Annotated in this window: 15 protein-coding genes; 6 read left to right on the forward strand and 9 right to left on the reverse strand. The window is 72.1% G+C overall.

The annotated features are described in order from the left end of the window. The first annotated feature begins 48 nt into the window (after window positions 1-48). The 4 genes from ACIP4P_RS14140 (at window position 49) to ACIP4P_RS14155 (ending at window position 6,079) form a co-directional block, all read left to right on the forward strand. The gene (locus tag ACIP4P_RS14140) at window positions 49-1,179 is read left to right on the forward strand and encodes an aminotransferase class V-fold PLP-dependent enzyme (protein WP_400917709.1); all 1,131 of its coding nucleotides are present in this window, start codon (window positions 49-51) and stop codon (window positions 1,177-1,179) included. Then, the gene (locus tag ACIP4P_RS14145) at window positions 1,176-4,271 is read left to right on the forward strand and encodes an AMP-binding protein (protein ID WP_400917711.1); all 3,096 of its coding nucleotides are present in this window, start codon (window positions 1,176-1,178) and stop codon (window positions 4,269-4,271) included. The genes ACIP4P_RS14140 and ACIP4P_RS14145 overlap by 4 nt, the downstream gene beginning before the upstream one ends. Continuing rightward, window positions 4,268-5,461, forward strand: a complete 1,194-nt coding sequence (locus ACIP4P_RS14150; protein WP_400917713.1) for a cytochrome P450 — start codon at window positions 4,268-4,270, stop codon at window positions 5,459-5,461. Before ACIP4P_RS14145 ends, ACIP4P_RS14150 begins: the two co-directional genes overlap by 4 nt. Window positions 5,462-5,593: 132 nt before the next feature. Continuing rightward, window positions 5,594-6,079, forward strand: a complete 486-nt coding sequence (locus ACIP4P_RS14155) for a GNAT family N-acetyltransferase (protein WP_400917715.1) — start codon at window positions 5,594-5,596, stop codon at window positions 6,077-6,079. A gap of 156 nt (window positions 6,080-6,235) precedes the next feature. Here ACIP4P_RS14155 and glnA read toward each other — a convergent pair whose 3' ends face one another. Further along, entirely contained in the window at window positions 6,236-7,648 is a 1,413-nt protein-coding gene (gene glnA / locus ACIP4P_RS14160) for a type I glutamate--ammonia ligase (RefSeq protein WP_350515858.1), read from the reverse strand. A 327-nt stretch (window positions 7,649-7,975) separates the two neighbouring features. On the opposite strand from glnA, the gene ACIP4P_RS14165 reads away from it, so the two are divergent. Next, window positions 7,976-8,443: an RDD family protein gene (locus tag ACIP4P_RS14165; protein ID WP_400917717.1), complete on the forward strand. Its 468-nt coding sequence runs from the start codon at window positions 7,976-7,978 to the stop codon at window positions 8,441-8,443. A 111-nt stretch (window positions 8,444-8,554) separates the two neighbouring features. On the opposite strand, the gene ACIP4P_RS14170 is transcribed toward ACIP4P_RS14165, so the two are convergent. The 8 genes from ACIP4P_RS14170 to ACIP4P_RS14205 all read right to left on the reverse strand — a co-directional run bounded on the left by ACIP4P_RS14170 (window position 8,555) and on the right by ACIP4P_RS14205 (window position 17,054). After that, window positions 8,555-9,244, reverse strand: a complete 690-nt coding sequence (locus ACIP4P_RS14170) for a DUF4191 domain-containing protein (protein ID WP_350515860.1) — start codon at window positions 9,242-9,244, stop codon at window positions 8,555-8,557. A 109-nt stretch (window positions 9,245-9,353) separates the two neighbouring features. After that, window positions 9,354-9,587: a hypothetical protein gene (locus ACIP4P_RS14175; protein WP_400917719.1), complete on the reverse strand. Its 234-nt coding sequence runs from the start codon at window positions 9,585-9,587 to the stop codon at window positions 9,354-9,356. A gap of 244 nt (window positions 9,588-9,831) precedes the next feature. After that, complete coding sequence (lipA, locus tag ACIP4P_RS14180; RefSeq protein ID WP_363436186.1) at window positions 9,832-10,785, reverse strand: lipoyl synthase; 954 nt, start codon at window positions 10,783-10,785, stop codon at window positions 9,832-9,834. A 232-nt stretch (window positions 10,786-11,017) separates the two neighbouring features. Continuing rightward, a complete protein-coding gene (gene lipB / locus ACIP4P_RS14185; RefSeq protein WP_400917810.1) occupies window positions 11,018-11,788 on the reverse strand; it encodes a lipoyl(octanoyl) transferase LipB in 771 nt (256 codons plus the stop codon). 146 nt (window positions 11,789-11,934) lie between these two features. Then, on the reverse strand, window positions 11,935-13,857 hold the full coding sequence (locus ACIP4P_RS14190) for a helix-turn-helix domain-containing protein (protein ID WP_400917812.1): 1,923 nt from the start codon (window positions 13,855-13,857) through the stop codon (window positions 11,935-11,937). A 145-nt stretch (window positions 13,858-14,002) separates the two neighbouring features. Beyond that, on the reverse strand, window positions 14,003-15,358 hold the full coding sequence (locus ACIP4P_RS14195; RefSeq protein ID WP_400917721.1) for an MFS transporter: 1,356 nt from the start codon (window positions 15,356-15,358) through the stop codon (window positions 14,003-14,005). A 247-nt stretch (window positions 15,359-15,605) separates the two neighbouring features. Next, the gene (locus ACIP4P_RS14200) at window positions 15,606-16,145 is read right to left on the reverse strand and encodes a hypothetical protein (protein WP_400917723.1); all 540 of its coding nucleotides are present in this window, start codon (window positions 16,143-16,145) and stop codon (window positions 15,606-15,608) included. A gap of 147 nt (window positions 16,146-16,292) precedes the next feature. Beyond that, window positions 16,293-17,054: a 3-hydroxybutyrate dehydrogenase gene (locus ACIP4P_RS14205; protein WP_400917725.1), complete on the reverse strand. Its 762-nt coding sequence runs from the start codon at window positions 17,052-17,054 to the stop codon at window positions 16,293-16,295. Between the two features lie 309 nt (window positions 17,055-17,363). Between ACIP4P_RS14205 and ACIP4P_RS14210 the strand changes: the two genes are divergently transcribed. Next, window positions 17,364-19,298, forward strand: coding sequence for a regulator (locus ACIP4P_RS14210; protein WP_400917727.1), 1,935 nt, complete (start codon window positions 17,364-17,366; stop codon window positions 19,296-19,298). Window positions 19,299-19,346 lie beyond the last annotated feature (48 nt).

The following is a 19,346-nucleotide window of genomic DNA, read 5'->3' on the forward strand; positions in this document are numbered from 1 at the left end:
CGGCGAAGCACTTTCACACGGACCAGCAGAGGCGGAGCAGTGGGAGACATGATTCACCTGAACACGGCCGGGGCGGGCCTGGTACCCGCGGAGGTCCGGCGGACCATGGCGGAGGTTCTCGACCGCGAAGCCGCACACGGGTGCTACGAGACCGAGGAGCACTACTCCCCGGTCGTGGGCGAGGAGATCTACCGGCGGATCGGCCGCGTGCTCGACGCCCCCGCCCAGGACGTGGCACTCTTCGACAGCGCCACCCGGGCTTGGTGCGCCGTGGTGCCCAGGCTCCCCCTCGGCCCCGCCGACCGGGTGTGGGTCACCCCGTACGAGTACGCCGGCAATCTCATCTCCCTGTTCAACCTGCGCGACCGCACCGGCTGCCGCATCGAGGTCGTCCCCACCCTGCCCGGCGGAGACCTCGACCTCGACTGGATGGCCGCGAACATCGCCGACGACGTGGCGCTGGTCTCGGTCACCCACGTCCCGTCCGGCTGCGGCATCGTCAACCCGGTCGAGGAGATCGGCCGACTGCTCGCGCCGTACCGCTGCTTCTACGCCGTCGACGCCTGCCAGTCCATCGGCCAGATCCCGGTGAGCGTCCGCCGCATCGGCTGTCAACTGCTCACCGGCGCGGGCCGCAAGTTCCTGCGCGGCCCCCGGGGCACCGCCTTCGCGTACGCGGCCCCCGAGCTGCGTGCGGTCCTGGAGACGGACTTCCACGATCTCCACGTCGCGCGGGTCGACTCGCCCACCGGCTACCGCGTCGACGACCACAGCGCCCGCTCCCTTGAGCTCGCCGAACGGGGAACGGCCGCCACGGTCGGCTTCAACAGCGCCCTGACCCTCTTCGAGGAAGGCACCCCGTTCGACCAGCAGGAGGTGTTCCAGGCGCTGCGCGCCACCGTGGAGGCCGTTCCGGGCACCGAGCTGATCGCCCCGGGCACCCGGCAGTCGGGCATCGTCTCCTTTCGCCACGACCGGGTCCCGGCCGAGGTCATCCGCGCCCGCCTCGCCGAACGGCGCATCAACGTGTGGAAGATCGTCGGCCATCACACGCCGATCTTCATGGCGCGGCACGGGGTGGAGACCGCCGTCCGCGCGTCGGTCCACTACTACAACACCCTGGACGAGGTCGAGGTGTTCGGCCGGGCCCTGCACGAGGCCGTCGGAGCCGGGGCATGAGCGGCCACCGCCCGGAGACGCTGCACACCGCGGTCGCCCTGTGGGCCGCCGAGCGTCCCGACGCCACCGCCGTCATCCACGGCGCACACCGCGTCAGCTACCGGGAACTGGACCGCACCGCCGACGCCTGGGCCGCGGCCCTCGGTGCCCGCGGCGTCGCCGACGGCGACCTGGTGCCCATCCTGTTGCCCCGGGGGATCGACCTGGTCACGGCCGTGCTCGCGGTACTCAAGCTGGGCGCCGCCTACGCGCTCCTCGACCCGGCCTGGCCCGATCGGCGGATCCGCGAGGTGGCCGCCGAACTCGACGCACCGCTGATCATCGGCGACAGCGACAGCGCAGCGCGGGCCTGCCTGCCTGCCTGGACCCCGCCGCCCGCCGGCTCGGACCTGCGTCCGCCCGCCGGGTTCCGGCCCGTCGAAACCGATCCCTCCGCCCCTGCCTGCGTGTTCTTCACCTCCGGGACCACCGGGCGGCCCAAGGGCGTGCTCACCCCCCACCGCGCCACTGCCCGCCTCGTACGTCCCGGTACCTTCGCCCGCTTCGGCACCTCCACGGTGATCCCGCTTGCCGCGGCCCTGCCCTGGGACGCGTTCTCCCTCGAACTGTGGGCCGCGCTGCTCAGCGGTGGCTCTTCGCTCGTCATCGACGAGCCCTACCTGTCGGGCCAGGCCATCCGTGAGGCGGTCACCGCGCACGGCGTCGACACCCTGTGGCTCACCAGCAGTCTGTTCAACCTGACCGTCGACGAGGACCCGGACGCCTTCAGCGGGCTGGCCCAGGTGATGACCGGAGGCGAACGGCTCTCCGTACCGCACGTCCGCGCCTTCCTGCGAAGGCATCCCTCGATCGCCCTGATCAACGGGTACGGACCGGTGGAGAGCTGCGTGTTCGCCACCACGCACCGCATCACCGCGGCCGACTGCGAGCTGCCCGGAGGCATCCCCGTCGGCCGTCCGGTCCCCGGTACGGCCGTCCACCTCGTCGACGGGGAGATCTGCGTCTCCGGAGACGGGCTGGCGTTGCGCTACCTGGGAGACCCCGTGCTCACCGAGGAGAAGTTCCCCAGCATCCCCCTCGCCGACGGCGGCGCGACCCGCGTCTACCGCACCGGAGACCTCGGGCGGCTCGACGAGGACGGCGTACTGCACTACCTGGGCCGGGCCGACCGCCAGGTGAAGATCCGCGGACACCGGATCGAACCCGCCGAGGTCGAACGGCAGATCGAGGCTCTGCTGCCCCGTGTGCGTACCTGCCGCGTCGTGGCCCGCCGGGACGCCACGGGCACCGCCGAAGCCCTGCTGGCCTTCTGCCTGCCCGCCGAACCGGGCGACCCGCTCACCGGCGCCGAAGACGTGCTGCGCGATGCGCTCGTGCCCTACCAGCGCCCCGAGGCGTTGATCGGCGTCGAGGCTTTCCCGCTGACCGGGAACGGCAAGCTCGACGAACAGGCCCTGCTGGCATCGGCCCCGGCGGTCCGCGCTCCGGCCCGCCCTGCCCGCGCCCCGGCCGGTGCGCCGCGGCCGGCGGCGGGCGGACAGCCCCTGGCGGCCCTGGTCGCCGAGGTGTTCGCCGCAGTGCTGGACCTTGGGTCGGTGCCCCCGCACGTCCCGTTCACCGACCTCGGTGGCAGCTCGCTGGCGGCCGGCCGGGTCTGCGCACGCCTGGCCCGCGAACTCGACCGGCCCGTACCCGTGTCGAGGCTGTACGCGCACCCGAGCGCCCGGGCCATGGGAGAGTGGCTCGCCGCCACTCCCGCCGAAGCGGTGCCGGCCCCGGCCCCGGCTGCGTCCGGATCCGGCGTACCGCTCACGCCCATGCAGACCGGCTACCTCACCCGACACCTCCTCGTGCCCGAGGACCGGTCGGCCCACTGCCTGCTGCTCTTCGAGATCACCGGCGCACTCGACCTGGACGCCGTCGAATCCGCGATCGACGCCGTGCACCAACGCCACGAGGCACTGCGTTCCGCCTACCGCGCCGACCCCCACCCGATGGCCTGGCCCTGCGAGTTCCCGGCTCCCGTCCTGGAGATCCTCGATCCGTGCCCCGACACCGGCGCGGCGGTCGAGCTCCTGAGCGACATCCTGGGCGACCCCCTCGAACTCGCCGAAGGAGAGGTGTGGCGCACCGCCCTGGTGCCGCTGGAGTGCGGTGACCGCCAGGTGTTCGGTTGCGTCGTGCACCACATCGCCTTCGACGGCTGGTCCGAATCGGTCTTGAGCGCCGACCTCGCCACCGCGTACGAGCAGGCCCGCCACCGAGCCACCGCGCCCGCACGCCCTGCCGCCCTGCCTGCCGGGCTCCCGGTCGCCGAGGCGGGCCGGCTACGCGCCGAGCGGCTCGCCCAGACCGATCCCGACCGTCAGCTCGCCGCGCTCACGGCCGAGTTGCGCGACGTGCCCGAACTGCGCTGGCCCGCACCGCCCTCACCGGAGACCGCGGCCTCCGCCGAGGGCACGGCCCGTACGGAACTGCTCCTCGACGAGGACGCCGGCCACCGCCTGGACGCAGCCGCCACCCGGTCCGGTGTCAGCCGGTACGCCGTTCTCCTCGCGCTGTACGGCCGACTACTCGCCGAGATCACCGGCGGGCGGGACTTCGCCGTCGGCGTGCCCGTGGCCCAGCGCGACGACGCAAGGCTCCACGACGCCGTCGGCTGCCACATCGAGATGGCCTGCCTGCGGCTGCGCGGCCCGGTCCTCGACGGCGGCCCGGCCGCCGTCGCCGAGGCCGGCCGCATCCTCCGCACGGCCTTCGCCGCGCAGGACGTGTCCTTCCACGCCCTCGTACGTCACCTCAACCCACCGCGCACCGGTCGGCCCCCGCTCTTCCAGACACTGCTCGTGCTCCAGGACAACGCCCCGGCCGAGCTCCCGCTCGCCGGACTGCACACCGAGCTCCTGCGCCCGCCCTACCTCGACCTTCCACTTGAGGTCCACACCGAAGTCTGGCCCTGTCCCGACGGGCGGCTGCGGCTCGCGGTCAGCCACCGCACCGCCGCCGTGACGCCCACCGTCGCCCGCGAACTCCTCAAGGGCCTCGCCGACCTCATCCATTCCCTGCCGCTGCCCGAAGGACCCCTCCGATGACCCTGCTGGCTCCCGAGAGCGTCAGCCTCGTCGACCCCGAGCTGTACGCCACCGGCGACCCGTACCCCGTCTTCCGCTGGATGCGCGACAACGACCCGGTGCGCTGGCACAGCGCCACCCAGTACCCCGGCTTCTGGTCGGTGACCCGGTACGACGACATCCGCGCCGTCTACGGTGACGCCCGCGTCTTCAGCTCCGCCCAGGGCATCCTGCTGCGCCCCCGGAACCACGGCCAGGACCCTGGTGGCGGGCGCACCCTGGCGCTGACCGATCCGCCGCGCCACAAGGCGCTGCGCACCCTGGTCGCCGACTGGTTCACCACCCGCTCGGTACGGGCGCTGGAGGACGCGATGCGCGAGGCGGTCCGCGCCGTGCTGGCCCGCGCGAGTGCCCTCGGCGAGTGCGACTTCGTCACCGACGTCGCGGCGCGGCTGCCGCTGTACGTCATCTGCCGGCTCATGGGCGTACCGGCGCACGAGCAGGAGATGCTCTTCTCGCTCACCAGCCAGGCCTTCGGCGCGGGCGAGCCCGAGATCCGCAGCATCGCCCACCAGCAGATCATGGCCTACTTCGTGGAACTGATGTACCGGCGCATGGACGAGCCGGCGGACGACCTGGTGAGCGCTCTGGTCAACGGCGAGGTCGACGGCGAACTGCTCACCGAGGAGGACATCCTCCTCAACTGCGACAACCTCCTCGTGGGCGGTACCGAGAACGTCCGCCTGGCGGTCGCCGGCGGCATGCGGACGTTCCTGGAGCGCCCGGCGGACTGGGAACGCCTGCGCGTCGACCGGAGCCTGATGCCGACGGCGGTCGAGGAGGTCCTGCGCTGGACCTCCACCGCCACGCACATCATGCGGACCGTCACCGAGCCCGTGCTCCTGAGGGAGCGCCGGCTGGAGCCGGGCGACCGGGTCGTCATGTGGACCCCGTCGGCGAACCGGGACGAGCGCTACTTCGAGGACCCGGACACCTTCGACATCGCCCGCCGCCCCAACCGGCACCTGGCTCTGGGCGCAGGCGAGCACTTCTGCCTCGGCGCGATGATGACCCGTACCGAGATGCGGATCCTGTTCACGGAACTGCTCGACTCCGTGCGCTCCATCGAACAGACCGGGCCCGCAGTACCGCTGCGCTCCATCGTCGTCAACGGGCTGGAAAGCCTACCGGTGAGGATCACCGCAAGGTGAGTCCACATTGCGCCCTTGGTCGCGGACCCACGAGTTTCGGTTGAGCCGCGGCAGTTCGGGTGGAGAGACCGGGCCCCGGGAGTTGTCGCAGTCAGGTCATGGACTGCCCCGGGCCTGAGTACTCTGTTCCGGATGGAGATCCGTATCGCCTCTGACGAGGACTGGCCGAGCATTTACCCGTTCTACTCCGCGATCATGGCCGAAGGTAAGACGTACGCCTTCCCCGAGCAGCAGAGCCTCGACGAGGCGAAGCCGTGGTGGATGGAGAACCCGCCGGGTCAGACGGTGGTGGCCGTCATGGACGGAAAGATCGTGGGCTCGGCGAAGATGGGCCCGAACAAGCCCGGACGCGGAGCCCACATCGGGACGGCATCCTTCCTGGTCGACCCGGCGTACCAGGGAAGGGGCGTGGGCCGTGCCCTGGGCGAGTACGTCATCAACTGGAGCCGTGGGCAGGGCTTCCGCGGTATCCAGTTCAACGCGGTGGTGGAGGTCAACGCCCCGGCGGTGCACCTCTGGAAGTCCTTGGGGTTCGAGGTGATCGGCACGGTGCCGGGGACCTTCGACCACCCCGAGCACGGCCTGGTCGGCCAGCACGTGATGTTCCACCGGCTTTGAGCGAGAGGGATCGAACTCGGCCCACTCCTGTGTCACACCGCGAGCCCCAGGGCCTGCCGGCGTGATTCGGCCGAACGCGTTTCCGTAGGTCAGCGTGGTGCCGACCTACGGAAACGATGAGGGGTCGAACTACTTTTCCGCAGGTCAGAGCGGGTTCTACAGGTCGTAGTACAGCTCGAACTCGTGCGGGTGGGGCCGGAGGGCGATCGGGGCGATCTCGTTGGTGCGCTTGAAGTCGATCCAGGTCTCGATCAGGTCCGGGGTGAAGACGTTGCCCGCGAGGAGGTACTCGTGGTCGGCTTCGAGGGCCTCCAGGACGGCCGGGAGCGAGGAGGGCACCTGGGGGACGTTGGCGTGCTCCTCGGGGGCGAGCTCGTAGAGGTCCTTGTCGACCGGCTCCAGCGGCTCGATCTTGTTGCGGATGCCGTCCAGGCCGGCCATCAGCATGGCGGAGAAGGCCAGGTACGGGTTGGAGGACGGGTCCGGGGCGCGGAACTCGATGCGCTTGGCCTTGGCGTTGGAGCCGGTGATCGGGATGCGGATCGCGGCCGAGCGGTTGCGCTGCGAGTAGACCAGGTTGACCGGCGCCTCGAAGCCCGGGACCAGGCGGTGGTAGGAGTTCACCGAGGGGTTGGTGAAGGCCAGCAGCGAGGGGGCGTGCCGGAGCAGGCCGCCGATGTAGTACCGGGCGGTGTCGGAGAGGCCCGCGTAGCCCTGCTCGTCGTAGAAGAGCGGGGAGCCCTCGGTCCACAGCGACTGGTGGACGTGCATGCCGGAGCCGTTGTCGCCGAAGATCGGCTTGGGCATGAAGGTGGCCGTCTTGCCGTTCCGCCAGGCGACGTTCTTGATGATGTACTTGAACAGCATCAGGTCGTCGGCCGCGTGCAGCAGGGTGTTGAACTTGTAGTTGATCTCGGCCTGGCCGGCCGTGCCGACCTCGTGGTGCTGGCGCTCGACCTCCAGGCCGGACTTGGCCAGCTCCAGCGACATCTCGGCGCGCAGGTCGGCGAAGTGGTCGACCGGCGGAGTGGGGAAGTAGCCGCCCTTGTACTTGACCTTGTAGCCGCGCACGTCGCCCTCGGCGGCGCCGCTGTTCCAGGCGCCGGCCTCCGAGTCGATGTGGTAGAAGGACGCGTTGGCGCTGGTCTCGAAGCGCACCGAGTCGAAGACGTAGAACTCGGCCTCGGGCCCGAAGAAGGCGGTGTCGGCGATGCCGGAGGAGGCGAGGTAGGCCTCGGCCTTCTTGGCGACGTTGCGCGGGTCGCGGCTGTAGGCCTCGCCGGTGACCGGGTCCTGGATGAAGAAGTTGATGTTGAGGTGCTTCTCGGCCCGGAAGGGGTCGAGCCGGGCGGTGGCGAGGTCCGCGACCAGGGCCATGTCGGACTCGTGGATGGCCTGGAAGCCGCGGATCGACGAACCGTCGAACATCAGGGTCTCGGACGGATCGAAGGTCGCCGCGGGTACGGAGAAGTGCTGCATGACGCCCGGCAGGTCACAGAAGCGGACATCGACGAACTTGACGTCGTTGTCCTGGATGAACTGCTTCACTTCGGCGGCGTTGTTGAACATCCATCCTCCTCGGCGTGCGAATTGGGCTCACCCTAGGAATGGGTCGTTTCCAGCCGGTGACCCGCTCGTTTCCTAGATGTTAACCACGACCGCCGAACGGGCCGCAAAATCCTACGGGACGGGGCAAATCACCTCGCCGAGCTGGGGGTCCTCCGCGAAGTGGTCTGGACCACTTGGTAAGCCGGTCGAGCGGGATTCACCCGGTCGTGGAGCAGGCCCCGAGCAGGCCGCGAGTGCTCCGCCGACGCTCCGCCGACGCCCCACCCGCGCCCCGCCCGGAGGGGAGCCGGTGCCGGTCCGCGGCGTGAGCCCGGTTAGTGTGGATTCGTGGACACCAGAGAAGCGTTGGGATCGTGGATCGACGGCCCCAAGGCGGCCGCCGAGAAGATGGGCGCCGACTTCGGCTACCGCGGCGAGCGCCTCGGGCTGCCCAAGGAGGGCCCCGGCTCGATCGCCGGCCCCGGCCGACGGATCGGCGCGCTGTTCGTCGACGGCTGGCTGGTCTCGCTGATCTCCTTCGGCCTGCTGGCCAAGGGGGACACGGCCGAGGCCAACCTGTGGACCCTCCCGCTGTTCTTCCTGGTCGCGGTGATCCTGCTCTCCACCTCCGGCACGACCCTCGGCAAGCGGCTGTTCGGCCTCCGGGTGGTCCGCTTGGACGGGCGCCGCGCGACCATCCCGCAGGTCCTGCTGCGCACCGTGCTGCTCTGCCTGGTGGTGCCGCCGCTGGTCTGGGACCGTGACACCCGGGGCCTGCACGACAAGGCGGTCGGCACCGTCGAGGTCCGGATCTAGTCCGATCTAGCGCGACAACGCGACAACGCGACCGACAACGCCACAACGTCGAACGGCCCGCCCCGGAGGATCCGGGGCGGGCCGTTCTGGTGTCGTCAGGGGAGGGGCGGGTCAGCGGGCCTGGCCACCCTTGGGCATCCGGGCACCCTTGGGCATCGGACCCTTGGGGATCGGCGCCTTGGAGAGCAGGTCGCCCAGCGCGCGCAGCCGGTCGTTGGTCTCGGTGACCTGGGCGGCGGTGATGGAGCGGGGCAGGCGCATCAGGTGGATCTGCAGCTTCTTCAGCGGGATCTCGCCCTCGCCGGTGCCCACCACGATGTCGTGCACCGGCACGTCGCCGACCACACGGGCCATCTTCTTCTTCTCGGAGGCCAGCAGCTGCCGCACCCGGTTCGGGTTGCCCTCGCCGATCAGCGCGATGCCGGCCCGGCCCACGGCGCGGTAGACCGCGTCCTGGTTACGGGTGACGGCGACCGGGGTGGAGTTGGAGCTCCAGCCGCGCCGGATGTTGTTCAGCACCGCAGCGACGGCGCCCGGCTGTCCCTCCATCTGTCCGAACGCGGCGCGTTCGGCCCGGCGCCCGAAGACGATCGCCATGGCCAGGACGGCCACGATGAAGCCCAGGATGCCCAGGTAGACGGGATGGTCGATCGCGAAGCCGATGGCGAGGAACACGCCGAAGGTCAGCAGGCCGACGCCGGCGATGATCAGGCCGATCTTGGTGTCGACCTTCTTGGTCATGGTGTACGCCAGGCGGATCTGCTTCAGTCGCCCGGGGTTCTCGGATGTTTCCCTCGCCATAACGCTCATGGTACGTGGCACGGGTACGGGATATCCAAGCCCGGGTACCCGTTCGCCCGAACCGTGACCCTCGGGTCCGCTCACGGTCGCGCACAGCGACGCCGCGGCCTCAGCGGGGTACGGAGCGTGTTCCCGCGGCGCGCGAGGCGGCCTCCGTGACTTCGGCGCCCTCCGCGCCCCCGGCGCCCTCCGCGTCGTGCCGTCGGTCCGCCGCGTGCTCGCGGTCCTCGCACACCGCCGCCCAGGCGTTGCGGCGGGCGTGCCGCTGCCCGGGTGCCAGCAGGACGCTCTCGGCGAACCGCAGCGCCGCCCCCACCGACCGGATCCGCACCTGCAGCTGCATCCCGAACAGCTCCTCTCGTAGCCGGCCACGGCTGATCCCGACCGATTGCTGTCACCGATCACCGTGATCGATCACCGGCACCGATCACCGTGGCTGAGAAGAATCGAACGCCCACCAGGCGTCCATCATCCCCACCCCGTGTTACCAGTCCGTGACCAGGCAGTCAAAGCGCGGTGAAACCCGGAAGGGCGGAGCCGCAGCTCCGCCCTTCCAACGGCCCAGTGGCCGAAAACCGCTCTCGGGATCAGACCGCGGCCTGCTCGCGCCGCTCCAGCGCCTGCCGGTACAGCCGGCCGGCCCGGTACGACGAACGCACCAGCGGCCCCGACATGACACCCGCGAAGCCCAGCTCCTCGGCCTCCTCCTGGAGCTCGACGAACTCCTGCGGCTTGACCCAGCGCTCCACCGGGTGGTGGCGCAGCGAGGGCCGCAGGTACTGGGTGATGGTGATCAGCTCGCAGCCGGCCCCGACCAGGTCGGCCAGCGCCTGGCTGACCTCCTCGCGGGTCTCGCCCATGCCCAGGATCAGGTTGGACTTGGTGACCAGCCCGGCCGCGCGGGCCTGGGTGATGACGTCCAGCGAGCGCTCGTAGCGGAAGGCCGGGCGGATCCGCTTGAAGATGCGCGGGACCGTCTCGACGTTGTGCGCGAGCACCTCGGGGCGGGAGGAGAAGACCTCGGCCAGCTGCTCGGGCACCGCGTTGAAGTCGGGGATGAGCAGCTCGACGCCGGTGCGGCCGGCGGCGCGCTCGGCGGTCATCGCGTGCACCTGGCGGACGGTCTCGGCGTACAGCCAGGCGCCGCCGTCCTCCAGGTCGTCGCGGGCGACGCCGGTGATGGTGGCGTAGTTGAGGTCCATGGTGACGATGGACTCGGCGACCCGGCGCGGCTCGTCGCGGTCGAACTCGGCGGGCTTGCCGGTGTCGATCTGGCAGAAGTCGCAGCGGCGGGTGCACTGGTCACCGCCGATGAGGAAGGTCGCCTCGCGGTCCTCCCAGCATTCGAAGATGTTGGGGCAGCCGGCCTCCTGGCAGACCGTGTGCAGCCCCTCCTTCTTCACCAGCGACTGGAGGGCGTTGTACTCCGGGCCCATCTTCGCGCGGGTCTTGATCCACTCGGGCTTCCGCTCGATGGGGGTCTCGCTGTTGCGGACCTCCAGGCGGAGCAGCTTCCTGCCGTCGGGCGCGACAGCGGACACGTGCGACTCCTAGAACTAGACGGGGTACCCCCAGGGTACGCCTGTGGTTGTACGGCCTGTGCCGGGCCTGCCGCCCTGCAATCGCAGGGCAACACGGCTACCGGTCAGTAGATTCCCAGCGGCTGGGGCTTCCTCGGACCGACCCGGGACCAACCCCGGACCAACCCGGAGCCGACCCCGGACCAACCCCGGCCTGACCCCGGGTCCGACCCCGGGCCCGACCGGAACGGGCTCAGCGGCTGAGCGCCGGCTCCGGCAGCTCCGCGAACACGTCCTTGAGGTGCCGCTCGACCGTCGGCGTCGCCTCGCCCACCGGGAAGTCGCGCCCCAGCTCGCCGGCCAGCGAGGCCACGCCCGCGTCCCGGATGCCGCACGGCACGATCTTGTCGAAGTAGGTCATGTCCGGGTCGCAGTTGAGCGCGAAGCCGTGCATGGTCACCCCGCGGGCGACCCGCACCCCGATCGCGGCGAGCTTGCGGTCGCCGCCGCGCTGCCCGGCGTTGGACGGCGCGTACTCGGGCCCGGCGAGCCGCGGGTCGATGCCCAGCGGCAGGCCCATCCGCAGGGTCAGCTTGCCGATGTCGACCACCTCGGCGGGGTCCACCACGGCGTCCGGGAGGTGCTGGCCGAGCACCCAGACCCCGCTGCGGCCCTCCACCCGGGTGGTCCCGACGCCGAAGTCGGCGGCGGTGCGGATCAGCGCCTCCTCCAGGCGGCGGACGTACGCGATCACGTCGATCGGGTCCGGCAGCTTGATGATCGGGTAGCCGACCAGCTGGCCGGGGCCGTGCCAGGTGATCTCCCCGCCCCGGTTGACCTCGACCACCGGGGTGCCGTCCAGCGGCAGGTCGGCGGGGTTGGTGCGCTTGCCCATGGTGTAGACGGGCGGGTGCTCCAGCAGCAGCACGGTGTCGGGGATCTCGTCCGCGACCCGCAGCGCGTGCAGGCGCTGCTGCTCCTCCCACGCCTCCTCGTACGGGACGACGTGCTCGCCTATGCCCATTCGAACGAACCGTACGTTCTCGCTCACCGCTGCCGCTCCTTGCCAGGCGTTCGAGACCAGCCTCGCGTTCGAGACCAACCTCGCCACTGTACGCCCCGGCCCCGACGGACCGGTCAGCCGCCCGTGCCGGGGTCCGGACGGACCGGTCAGCCGCCCGCGCCGGGGTCGGACAGCAGTTGCAGCCGCAGTGCCAGCTGCAGTTCCAGCGACCGTTCCGGCTGGTTCCAGTCCGGGCCGAGCAGCGCCTCGACCCGGTCCAGCCGCTGCACCACGGTGTTCACGTGGACGTGCAGGTCGTCCTTGGCCCGGGTGAGGCTGCCGCCGCAGTCGAAGTAGGCGCGCAGGGTGCGTACCAGTTCGGTGCCGCGCCGGGCGTCGTAGGCGAGCAGCGGGCCCAGGGTGGCGCCGACGAACCCGTCCACGTCGTGGCCGTCGCCGAGCAGCACGCCGAGGAAGCCGAGGGTGCGGGACGAGGCGCCCTCCCCGGCGCGGCCGAGCACCCGCAGGGCGCGGACGCAGCGCAGGCCCTCGGCGTACGAGGCGGCCAGCGCGGCCGGACCGGCGGCCTCCCGGCCCGCGCCGACGGTGGCCGGGAAGCCGGCCAGTCGGGCCAGCCGTTCGGCGGCCTCCCGGGCGGTCCGCTCGGGGTCGTCGGTGCCGCCCGGCGTGACGGGCACCAGCAGCACCACCGCCTCGCCGTGCTCGGCGCTGACCCCGCGGGAGCCGAACAGGTAGCGCCGGGCCGCGCCCGCCAGCCGGCCCCGGTGGTCGCCCGTCCCGTCGGCGGGTTCGGCGACCAGCACCAGGTGCGGCCGGGCGAGGTCGACGCCGAGCCGGCGGCCGCGCGCGGTGAGCCCGGCCGGGTCGCGCTCGGGGGCGGTGAGCAGGTCGGTGAGCAGTTCGCCGCGGACCCGGTTCTCGGTCTCCGCGACCGAGCGGCGCAGCAGCAGGAGCAGCGCGGTCACCACGCTGGCCCGCTCGAACAGCCGCCGGTCGGCGTCGTCGAGGTCGGGCCGGCCGCGCAGCACCATGGTGCCCAGCGTGTCGTGCCCGGCGAGCACCGCGCACACCCACAGCGCGCCGTGCCGCACCGACCGGCCCTCGGCCCGGGACGCGGCGACCGCCCCGACCAGTTCGGCGCCGGGCGCGGGCCGTCCGGCCAGCGGCTCGCCCTCGGCGTCCAGGACCGCTATCTCGCCGTCCAGCAGGTGGGCGACGGCGGCGGCCACGTCCGGCACCTCGGCGCCGCGCAGTACCAGGTCGGTGAGCCGGTCGTGCGCCTGCTCGGCACGCTGGACGGCGGCGGAGTGGGCCCGCACCAGCCCGTTGGCGGCGTTCAGCTCGGCCAGCGCGGCCCGGGTGTCGGCCAGCGACTTGGCGGTGTCCAGGGCGATGGCGGCGTGCGCGGCCAGGGTGCAGAGCAGCGCGACCTCGTCGGGGGAGAAGGCGCGCGGGGTGCGGTCGGCGGCGAACAGCACGCCGATGACCTCGCCGCCGAGCAGCAGCGGCACGCCGATGATCGCCACCAGGCCCTCGTCCAGCACGCCCGCGTCGATCGTGCCGGTGTGGTGGAAGCGCTCGTCGGTGCGGTAGTCGGGGGTGGCGTACGGGCGGGCGGTCTGGGCGACCAGCCCGCCCAGCCCGTCGCCGAGGCTGAGCCGCAGGGTCTGGAACAGGACGGACACCGAGCCGTCGGTGACCCGCATGTAGGTGTCGCCGGCGGCCTCGTCCGGCAGGGTCAGGTACGCGGTGTCGGTGCCGAGCAGCATCCGGGCCCGGCGGACGATCGCCTGCAGCACGGCGTCCAGGTCCCGGGAGGCGGCGAGGTCCCCGGCGGTGTCGAACAGGGCGGTCAACTCGGCCTCGCGGCGCCGGTGTTGACGCAGAGTGCGGTGCACCCGCAGGGCCTGCCAGGTGGCGTCGTCGATCTCGGCGAGGACGTCGGCCGACGCCCCGCGGCGGCGGGCGTCGGCCAGCACCTCGGCGAAGTCCTCGGTGGCGGCGCCGGAGGCGAGCAGGTCGAGCAGCCGCCGCAGTGCGGGGGCGGCGCTCTCGTCGGGGTGGTTCACGGTGCGGGCCGCCAATCGGCGTCGGTTCCGACGGTTGCGAGGAATCGCGATGCTATCGCCTCAACCCCCGGGCCCCGTCCGGCCGATCCTGCCGGACGGACGGTGAGATCGACCCGACGGGCGGTGGGATCGACCGGACGGGACCTCAGGCCACGGCGGGCTTTCCGACCGTCGCGCCGTCCTCCGAGACCTCCTCCTCGACCGCCGTCAGGTCCTGTCCCCTGGTCTCCCGCGCGCACAGCACGGCCAGCAGGGTGAGCGCCGCGGCGGCGGCCATGTACACCGAGATGGGGGTGGCGCTGCCGTAGTCCTTGAGCAGCGCGGTCGCGATCAGCGGGGCGGGCGCGCCGGCCGCCACCGAGGCGAACTGGGCGCCGATCGAGGCCCCCGAGTAGCGCAGCCTGGTCGCGAACAGTTCGGAGAAGAAGGCCGCCTGCGGCGCGTACATCGCGCTGTGGAACACCAGGCCGACGGTCACCGCGAGCACCAACTGCCCGAACGAGTGAGTGTCCACCAGCCCGAAGAACACGAACGCCCAGACCCCGACCCCGGCCGCGCCCACCAGGTACACCGGTTTGCGTCCGACCCGGTCCGACAGCGCGCCGAACAGCGGGATCAGCGCGAACTGGATCGCCGAGGCGATCAGCACGGCGTTCAGCGCGCTCTGCTTGTCGAAGTGGGCATGGGTGACGGCGTACGTCAGCACAAAGGTCGTCATCACGTAGTACGAGATGTTCTCCGCCATCCGCGCGCCCATCGCCACCAGCACCTCCCGCCAGTGGTGCTTCAACACCCCGACCAGCGGCGGCTGTTCGGCGGTCGGCCGGTTCTCCAGCGCCTGCCGGAACAGCGGCGACTCCTCCACCGCCAGCCGGATCCACAGCCCCACCGCGACCAGCACCGCCGACAGCAGGAACGGCACCCGCCAGCCCCAGGCCAGGAACGCGCTCTCCGACTGCACCGCCGTCATCAGCGACAGCACCCCGGCCGCCAGCAGGTTCCCGGCCGGTGCCCCGCCCTGGGGCCAGGACGCCCAGAACCCCCGCCGCCGTCGGTCCCCGTGCTCCGACACCAGCAGCACCGCCCCGCCCCACTCCCCGCCGAGCGCGAAGCCCTGCACCAGCCGCAGCGAGGTCAGCAGCACCGGCGCCGTCACCCCGACCGAGTCGTACGTCGGCAGCAGCCCGATCGCCGTGGTCGCCCCGCCCATCAGCAGCAGGCTCAGCACCAGCAGCTTCTTCCGGCCCACCCGGTCCCCGAAGTGCCCGAACACCAGCGCCCCGAGCGGCCGGGCCGCGAACCCGATCGCGTAGGTCAGGAAGGACAGCAGCGTCCCCGTCAGCGGATCGCTGTTCGGGAAGAACACCTTCCCGAACACCAGGGCCGCAGCCGTTCCGTACACGAAATAGTCGTACCACTCGATCGTCGTGCCGATCAGACTCGCGGCCACCACTCGTGGGAGTGAACGGGTCGCCGCCGAACCAGGGGCAGGGGCATTCATGGGTCACCACTTCCAGACGCGGACGATGTCGCCACAAGGTAGGAACCCCACGCCCCACCGCCTATGTGATCGACCCACACAGTCCCTGGGTAAGGCATGGCCCGCATCCCCACAACTTCCTGAGCCCTGAGCCGTTGCCCGATCCATTCGCCCTCAGGCCGAAAAGCAGCCGGGGGCCGGGCGACGAAATCGCCCGGCCCCCGGCCGCGGTGACGCTGTCCACAGGCCCTGCAGGCCCTACCGGCCACTAGTGCCGGCAGTGCCAGGAGAGGTCCTCCACCCCCGCGGGGATGGTGCTGAACAGCACCCGGTACAGCGGGCCGTCCACCGGCTCGGTGCCCGAGGCGTTGAAGCGCACCGGGTACTCGGCGTCCTCCGCGGAGACCATCGTGAACCCTGCCTCCCGGACCAGTTCGGCGATGGCCTGCTCGGTGCCGGCGGCCGGTTCCTCGATCACCTCCACACTGAGGATGCGGAACCTCCGCGGCCAGCCCCTGGTCACGCGCAGGAGCATGGCGTACGGGCCCACCATGGACAGGCGCAGGCTCCACTCGCGGGGGCCCTCCCTGAGCTCTAGGACGAAGCAGACATGGTCGTTCTCGTCCGACATGTTCGTGACCTTCACGAGCCGGGAGAGGGTTGCAAGCAGCTCCGCGTGCGTGTCCTCCACCCTCGCCCCGGACGCGAAGCGGAAGTCCGGGTCCTCCAGGCTTCCGTAGGTGTGGCGGGCACGGTCGAGGTAGCCCTCGATCCGGACCTCCTGACTGCTGTCCCCAGGGCGTGCCATGGACCTTCCCCTTCCCCGTCGTCGCTCGGACCTTGTGCTGTGGTCGGGTCCGACCGTTCTCGACCGGGCGGCCGTAGCGCGTCCCGCCGAGCCGGTTCGAGCCGGTTCGACCCGGTTCGACCCGCGTCCGGCGCGTCCCGTCCTGCCTCAGTGTGCCGTCCAGCCGCCGTCGATGGGCAGGCTGGCCCCCGTGATGTAGGCGGCGGCGGGGGAGCAGAGCCAGAGGGCGAGGCCGGCGACCTCGGCGGGCTCGATCAGGCGCTTGACGGCGGTGCGGTCGAGCATGATCCGCTCCACCACCTCCTCCTCGGGGATCCCGTGGGCCAGCGCCTGGGCGGCGATCTGCTTCTCCACCAGGGGAGTTCGGACGTAGCCGGGGTTGAGGCAGTTGCTGGTGACGCCGTACGGGGCGCCCTCCAGTGCGACGGTCTTGCTGAGGCCCTCCAGGGCGTGCTTGGCGGTCACGTAGGCGGACTTGAAGGCGCTGGCGCGCAGGCCGTGGACGGAGGAGATGTTGACGATCCGGCCCCACTCCCGCTCGTACATGTGCGGGAGGGTTCGGCGCAGGATGCGGAACGGGGCCTCGACCATGACGCGTTGGATGAGCGTGAAGCGTTCGATCGGGAACTCGTGTACGGGCGCCACGTGTTGGAGCCCGGCGTTGTTGACCACGATGTCGGCGTCGGCCGGCAGGGCGTCCACGGCCTCGGGGTCGGCGAGGTCGGCGACGATCGCCTGCCCGCCGATCCGGTCCGCGAGTTCCCGGGCCGGGCCGGCCGCGAGGTCGACCACGTAGACCCGGGCGCCGGCCCCGGCGAGGGTTTCGGCGCAGGCGCGGCCGATGCCCGAGGCGGCCCCGGTGACCAGGGCCGTGCGACCGTCGAGCGGGGTGGCGGTAGAGGTGTCCATGGCCGAGAACGGTAGGAATCCGGTGGCGCCGCTCCCATGTGGTGGACCGCTACAGCATCCTGTCGACCCCTGGCGGTCACCACTATGACCATCGATCGACGGTTCGACCCCGGAAGGCCAAACCCATCCTGACCTCGCTTCCCCACAATGGGCGCGGTTGCTTCACCCGTTCGGAGGATTGCTCGGTCAGATCCACCCATAGCGCCCGAATGCTCGCTACATTCACGCCGATTCCCGACAGGGGGCGCCGCCCCAGGCGAACCGATGTGCTGGTGGAGCCCGGTGCGACGTCCGAGAGGTGTGACTGACATGCCCCAACGGCCTGCAACCGACAGCCCGGCGTACGGACCGCTCGACCCGCTCGGCCAGCGCCGAGGCCCGGTCGGCCGGGCCCTTCCGGACGCCTCCGACGCCCAGACCGCCGACACGCTGACCGCCGACGCCCCGACCGCCGACGAACTGCGGCTGCCCGCACAGGCCACACCGGCACAGGCCACACCCGCACAGGCCACACCCGCCCGGCACGAACCCGCCACGGCCCCCGCCCGGCACGAAGCCATCGCGGCCCCCGCGCCCGCGACCACCAGCGGCCACGGCACCCACCCCGGCGGCAGCCACACCGGCCACTCCGGCCCGACCCCGCAGAACGGCCAACTCGCCGCCCTGATCGAGGAGGCCGGCTTCTCGCACGCCGGCCTGGCCCGCCGGGTCGACCAGCTCGGCCTGGAGCACGGCCTCGACCTGCGCTACGACAAGACCTCGGTCACCCGCTGGTTGCGCGGCCAGCAGCCCCGCGGCGCCACCCCCGCGCTGATCGCCGAGGTCTTCACCCGCCGCCTCGGCCGCCGCCTCACCGCCCAGGACCTCGGCCTGGACGCCTGCGCCCCGGTCTACGCGGGCCTGGAGTTCGCCGAGACCCCGCAGGAGGCGGTGGACATCGTGGCGAGCATGTGGCGCAAGGACAACGGCCCGCAGTCCGAGCTGCGCCGGATCGCCTTCACCCCGGCCGGCCTGGTCGTCCCGAGCCGGGACTGGCTGATCGGCCGCACCGACGAGCGGGTCGCCCGGGACGGCTCCACCCTGGCCCGCCCGGACACCGCCACCGGTCCACCGGGCGCGGCCGCCGGCGCGCCCGTCCCGGGCACGCCCGGCGCTCCCGTCGTGAGCCCGGCGCGCACCCAGCCGGCGGGCGTCCCGGGCCTCCCGGGCGCCCGCAGCACCGCCGGGACCACCGGCACCGCCGCCACCATCGGCCGGGTGCCCACCCAGAGCCGCCGCCCGCCCGCCGCCGTCGAACCGCCGTACACCGACCCGACCCGGGAGGCCCGCCCCGCGCTGCGGGTCGGCCGCGGCGACATCGCCGCCATCCGCGCCGTCGGCGACCTCTTCCGTGCGCTCGACCACGCCTACGGCGGCGGCCACGCCCGGCAGGCGCTGGTCCGCTACCTGGAGAGCGAGGCCGAGCCGATGTTGCGCGGCCGCTACGGCGAGCAGATCGGCCGGGCCCTGTTCGGGGCCGTCGCCGACCTGACCAGGCTGGCCGGCTGGACGTCCTTCGACATCGCCGCGCACGGTCTGGCCCAGCGCTACTTCGTCCAGGCGCTGCGGCTCTCCCAGGCCGCCGGGGACCGCGCGCTCGGCGGCTACGTGCTGGTGACGATGAGCCAGCAGGCCGTCCACCTGGGCCACGGCCGGGAGGCCGTCCAGCTCGCCCGGGTCGCCCAGCAGGGTGTCGGCACCGCCGTCCCGCCGGTGGTCCAGTCGCTGATGCACGCGGCCGAGGCGCGTGGGCACGGCCTGCTGGGCGACGTCCGCTCCTGCACCACCGCACTGGTCCGGGCCGAGCGCTCGCTCGCGGCCTCCCGGACGGGCGACGAACTGCCCTCCTGGGCACGGTACTTCGACGAGGCGCAGCTCTCCGACGAGTTCGCCCACTGCTACCGCGACCTCCAGCAGTGGCGCACCTCCGCGCAGCACGCCGAGAAGTCGCTGCGGCTGCGCTCGCCCGCCTACGCGCGCAGCCGGATCTTCTGCCGGCTGGTGCTGGCCACCGCCCGGCTCGGCATGGGCGACCTCGAAGAGGCCTGCACCATGGCCACCGACGCGCTGCGGGCGGCGGGGGAGATGCGCTCGGCCCGCTCGCTGGAGTACGTCCGGGACTTCCACCGCCGCCTCACCCCGTACCGGGGCAGTCAGGTGGCCCGAGCCTTCGAGGAGACGGCCCGCCAGGCGGGCGTGATCTGATCCGGTCCAACCGGGCCGATCCCCCACCGGGCCGATCCAACCAGGTCG

The organism is Kitasatospora sp. NPDC089509, from assembly GCF_044749365.1.
Lineage (GTDB): Bacteria > Actinomycetota > Actinomycetes > Streptomycetales > Streptomycetaceae > Kitasatospora.